This window comes from Stenotrophomonas sp. SrG (genome assembly GCF_050031795.1).
Lineage (GTDB): Bacteria > Pseudomonadota > Gammaproteobacteria > Xanthomonadales > Xanthomonadaceae > Stenotrophomonas > Stenotrophomonas rhizophila_A.
In genome coordinates, this window is the sequence record NZ_JBNBBE010001062.1 from 1 (window position 1) to 240 (window position 240).

A 240-nucleotide genomic window follows, 5' to 3' on the forward strand; every position below is an offset into this window, starting at 1 on the left:
GCCGACAGCACGTCGGTGTCCACGCGGTCGTCGTTGCCTTCCACCGTCAGCCGGAAGCGCTGGTCTTCGCGCGGCGCATAGAACAGCTTGCCGAGCCCGCTGCGGCCATCGCGGTCCTGCGGGTTGGCGGCGGTGCGGGTGCGGGCGCTGCGGCGCACATCGCCCATGCGTTCGGTTTCCTGGCCCTGGCGATGGTTGACGATCACCAGGCCGCTCCAATGGGCGCCGCCAACGGCGGTG

1 pseudogene is annotated in these 240 nt (G+C 71.2%); it reads right to left on the bottom strand.

Features of this window, described 5'->3' with window-relative positions:
• Positions 1-240 (bottom strand): annotated as a pseudogene (locus ACQG3P_RS22725) (TonB-dependent hemoglobin/transferrin/lactoferrin family receptor); the annotation flags it as partial.